This is a genomic window from Psychrobacter sp. 5A.1 (assembly GCF_030407455.1).
Classification (GTDB): domain Bacteria; phylum Pseudomonadota; class Gammaproteobacteria; order Pseudomonadales; family Moraxellaceae; genus Psychrobacter.
Genome location: NZ_JASDDJ010000102.1, coordinates 1 through 5263 on the forward strand (window position 1 = coordinate 1; position 5263 = coordinate 5263).

Here is a 5263-nt window from a genome sequence, read left to right on the forward strand (position 1 = left end):
CCACACTACCATTGGCGCTATGATGTTTCACTTCTGAGTTCGGGAAGGGATCAGGTGGTGCCATCATGCTATTGTCGTCAGCAAAGGGGGTTAGATATGAGTCTGTTGTTTTTATTGTTTGACTTCAAATTTTACTTTTTAGTCGATCAACTTGTAACCTAACTGAATCAAGGTTAAAGGTGATATCGAAATATTCTGTCTGTTTCTATAAGCCACTACAGCTTATACAAGATAGATTAATTAGACTTGTATACAAACCACTTGGGTGTTGTATGGTCAAGCCAAACGAGCAATTAGTACAGGTTAGCTACATGCATCGCTGCACTTCCACACCCTGCCTATCAACGTCCTAGTCTTGAACGGCTCTTTAGGGAAATCTAATCTTGAGGTGGGCTTCCCGCTTAGATGCTTTCAGCGGTTATCCCATCCGAACGTAGCTACCGGGCAATGCCACTGGCGTGACAACCCGAACACCAGAGGTTCGTCCACTCTGGTCCTCTCGTACTAGGAGCAGATCCTCTCAAATTTCCAACGCCCACGGTAGATAGGGACCGAACTGTCTCACGACGTTCTAAACCCAGCTCGCGTACCTCTTTAAATGGCGAACAGCCATACCCTTAGGACCTGCTTCAGCCCTAGGATGAGATGAGCCGACATCGAGGTGCCAAACACCGCCGTCGATATGAACTCTTGGGCGGTATCAGCCTGTTATCCCCAGAGTACCTTTTATCCGTTGAGCGATGGCCCTTCCATACAGAACCACCGGATCACTAAGACCTACTTTCGTACCTGCTCGACTTGTGGGTCTCGCAGTTAAGCGCGCTTTTGCCTTTATACTCTACGACCGATTTCCGACCGGTCTGAGCGCACCTTCGTACTCCTCCGTTACTCTTTAGGAGGAGACCGCCCCAGTCAAACTACCCACCATACATTGTCCTCGGTATTGTTATACCTGAGTTAGAACCCCAACATGACCAGGGTGGTATTTCAAGATTGGCTCCACCGAGACTAGCGTCTCGGCTTCAAAGCCTCCCACCTATCCTGCACAAGTCAGGTCAAAGTTCAATGTAAAGCTGTAGTAAAGGTTCACGGGGTCTTTCCGTCTAGCCGCGGGTACACAGCATCTTCACTGCGATTTCGATTTCACTGAGTCTCTGCTGGAGACAGCGCTGCCATCATTATGTCATTCGTGCAGGTCGGAACTTACCCGACAAGGAATTTCGCTACCTTAGGACCGTTATAGTTACGGCCGCCGTTTACTGGGGCTTCGATCAAGAGCTTCGCTTACGCTAACCCCATCAATTAACCTTCCAGCACCGGGCAGACATCACACCCTATACGTCCACTTTCGTGTTTGCAGAGTGCTGTGTTTTTAATAAACAGTTGCAGCAGCCTGGTATCTGCGACTGCCAGCAGCTCAAGGAGCGTGTCCTATCACCACCAACAGCGTACCTTCTCCCGAAGTTACGGTACCATTTTGCCTAGTTCCTTCAGCAGAGTTCTCTCAAGCGCCTTGGTATTCTCTACCTGATCACCTGTGTCGGTTTAGGGTACGATTCGTTTATAACTATTGCTTAGAAGCTTTTCCTGGAAGCATGGTATTTGCCACTTCACTGTACAAGTACAGCTTGCTATCAGATCTCAGCCATGTAGTAGCCCGGATTTACCTAAGCCACAAGCCTACATCCTTTCACCTGGACAACCAACGCCAGGCTGACATAACCTTCTCCGTCCCTCCATCGCATTATAAACAAGTATCAGAATATTAACTGATTTCCCATCGACTACGCCTTTCGGCCTCGCCTTAGGGGTCGACTCACCCAGCCCCGATTAACGTTGGACTGGAACCCTTGATCTTCCGGCGTGCGAGCTTTTCACTCGCATTATCGTTACTCACGTCAGCATTCGCTCTTGTGATACCTCCAGCATGCCTTACGACACACCTTCACAGGCTTACACAACGCTCCCCTACCACTTGAAAACAAATTCAAATCCGCAGCTTCGGCTCCTAGTTTGAGCCCCGTTACATCTTCCGCGCGGGCCGACTCGACTAGTGAGCTATTACGCTTTCTTTAAAGGATGGCTGCTTCTAAGCCAACCTCCTAGCTGTCTATGCCTTCCCACCTCGTTTCCCACTTAACTAGGAATTTGGGGCCTTAGCTGGCGGTCTGGGTTGTTTCCCTCTCCACAATGGACGTTAGCACCCACTGTGTGTCTCCCGGATATCACTCATCGGTATTCGGAGTTTGCATCGGTTTGGTAAGTCGGTATGACCCCCTAGCCGAAACAGTGCTCTACCCCCAATGGTGTTCGTCCGAGGCGCTACCTAAATAGCTTTCGGGGAGAACCAGCTATCACCGAGTTTGATTAGCCTTTCACCCCTATCCACAAGTCATCCCCTGGCTTTTCAACGACAGTGGGTTCGGTCCTCCGGTGCCTGTTACGGCACTTTCAACCTGCTCATGGATAGATCACTCGGTTTCGGGTCTATGCCCTGCAACTAAACGCCCTATTAAGACTCGGTTTCCCTACGGCTCCCCTAAACGGTTAACCTTGCTACAGAACATAAGTCGCTGACCCATTATACAAAAGGTACGCGGTCACCCTAATAAATTAAGGCTCCCACTGCTTGTACGCACACGGTTTCAGGTTCTATTTCACTCCCCTCACAGGGGTTCTTTTCGCCTTTCCCTCACGGTACTGGTTCACTATCGGTCAGTCAGGAGTATTTAGCCTTGGAGGATGGTCCCCCCATCTTCAAACAGGATTTCTCGTGCCCCGCTCTACTTAATATGTTAACTCTAATGTTTCGAATACAGGACTATCACCTACTACGGTCAGCTTTCCCACGCTGTTCTTCTACATTAGAATTAATCGGCTTCTCCCCGTTCGCTCGCCGCTACTAGGGGAATCTCATTTGATGTCTATTCCTAAGGGTACTGAGATGTTTCACTTCCCCTCGTTCGCTTCTTGTACAAGTACAAGATACCTACCTTATGGTAGGTGGGTTTCCCCATTCAGAAATCTCCGGATCACAGGATATTGCCGCCTCCCCGAAGCTTATCGCAGGCTGTCACGTCTTTCATCGCCTCTGACTGCCAAGGCATCCACCATGTGCGCTTCATTACTTGACCATACAACCCCAAGTAGTCTTTCGACTTCATAGTGTCATACAATCTAATTATGATAACGATATCACCTAATTTTATACGCTTGATTCAGTTCTCTTTACTTTTTTAATAACTCACCCCTGGGATAACAACTGATGTCGTTAAGAGGTGAGTTATTAAGGTTAAGAAGTGCGCGTGAACACGCTCTTCTTAACCCAGACTCATATCTATGTTTTTAAATAGTTCCTGTATTCTCGTCGAATAACAGGTTCTGTATAAAACAGAAAGAAGTAATCTTATGCAAATCACTTGTTTCTATTTATACTAATTTAGCACTTAAAGCTTACAGCGTTTATAGTAGTGGTGGAGCCAAACGGAGTCGAACCGTTGACCTCCTGCGTGCAAGGCAGGCGCTCTACCAACTGAGCTATGGCCCCATTATAAAATGGTGGGTCTAAGTGGACTCGAACCACTGACCCCCGCGTTATCAACACGGTGCTCTAACCAGCTGAGCTACAGACCCTAATACGTTTGTTAAAAACGTAAGCTTAAACTAAAGAACAACTTGTTGTGAATTCTTGCTGACCGAATGCCATCTATAAGGAGGTGATCCAGCCGCAGGTTCCCCTACGGCTACCTTGTTACGACTTCACCCCAGTCATCAACCACACCGTGGTGAACGCCTCCCCGAAGGTTAAGCTATCCACTTCTGGTGCAATCAACTCCCATGGTGTGACGGGCGGTGTGTACAAGGCCCGGGAACGTATTCACCGCGGCATTCTGATCCGCGATTACTAGCGATTCCTACTTCATGGAGTCGAGTTGCAGACTCCAATCTGGACTACGATAGGCTTTTTGAGATTCGCATCACATCGCTGTGTAGCTGCCCTCTGTACCTACCATTGTAGCACGTGTGTAGCCCTGGTCGTAAGGGCCATGATGACTTGACGTCGTCCCCGCCTTCCTCCAGTTTGTCACTGGCAGTATCCTTAGAGTTCCCGGCTTAACCCGCTGGTAACTAAGGACAAGGGTTGCGCTCGTTGCGGGACTTAACCCAACATCTCACGACACGAGCTGACGACAGCCATGCAGCACCTGTATTCTAATTCCCGAAGGCACTCCCGCATCTCTGCAGGATTCTAGATATGTCAAGACCAGGTAAGGTTCTTCGCGTTGCATCGAATTAAACCACATGCTCCACCGCTTGTGCGGGCCCCCGTCAATTCATTTGAGTTTTAACCTTGCGGCCGTACTCCCCAGGCGGTCTACTTATTGCGTTAGCTGCGTCACTAAGTCCTCAAGGGACCCAACGACTAGTAGACATCGTTTACGGCGTGGACTACCAGGGTATCTAATCCTGTTTGCTACCCACGCTTTCGAGCCTCAGTGTCAGTATTATGCCAGGAGGCTGCCTTCGCCATCGGTATTCCTTCAGATCTCTACGCATTTCACCGCTACACCTGAAATTCTACCTCCCTCTCACATACTCTAGCTCTACAGTTTCAGATGCAGTTCCCAGGTTAAGCCCGGGGATTTCACATCTGACTTATAGAGCCACCTACGCTCCCTTTACGCCCAGTAATTCCGATTAACGCTTGCACCCTCTGTATTACCGCGGCTGCTGGCACAGAGTTAGCCGGTGCTTATTCTGCAGCTAATGTCATCGTCCGTGGGTATTAACCACGGAGTCTTCTTCACTGCTTAAAGTGCTTTACAACCAAAAGGCCTTCTTCACACACGCGGCATGGCTGGATCAGGGTTTCCCCCATTGTCCAATATTCCCCACTGCTGCCTCCCGTAGGAGTCCGGGCCGTGTCTCAGTCCCGGTGTGGCTGATCATCCTCTCAGACCAGCTACAGATCGTCGCCATGGTAGGCCTTTACCCCACCATCTAGCTAATCCGACTTAGGCTCATCTAATAGCGAGAGCAGTAAACTGCCCCCTTTCTCCCGTAGGTCGTATGCGGTATTAATACGAGTTTCCCCGTGCTATCCCCCACTACTAGGTAGATTCCTAAGTATTACTCACCCGTCCGCCGCTCGACGCCTGATAGCAAGCTATCATCGTTTCCGCTCGACTTGCATGTGTTAAGCCTGCCGCCAGCGTTCAATCTGAGCCATGATCAAACTCTTCAGTTTAATCTTGCTATGAAG

The 5263-nt window shown here is 49.3% G+C and carries 2 tRNA genes and 3 rRNA genes; all 5 read right to left on the bottom strand.

Going from position 1 to position 5263, the window contains the following annotated elements:
- Nucleotides 1–82 (bottom strand): 5S ribosomal RNA (gene rrf, locus QL982_RS13975); the annotation flags it as partial.
- A gap of 190 nt (nt 83–272) precedes the next feature.
- A 23S ribosomal RNA gene (locus QL982_RS13980) occupies nt 273–3134 on the bottom strand.
- Nucleotides 3135–3471: 337 nt separating this feature from the next.
- A tRNA-Ala gene (locus tag QL982_RS13985) sits at nt 3472–3547 on the bottom strand.
- A gap of 9 nt (nt 3548–3556) precedes the next feature.
- Nucleotides 3557–3633: transfer RNA gene (locus QL982_RS13990), tRNA-Ile, on the bottom strand.
- A 76-nt stretch (nt 3634–3709) separates the two neighbouring features.
- Nucleotides 3710–5248 (bottom strand): 16S ribosomal RNA (locus QL982_RS13995).
- Between the last annotated feature and the right edge of the window lie 15 nt (nt 5249–5263).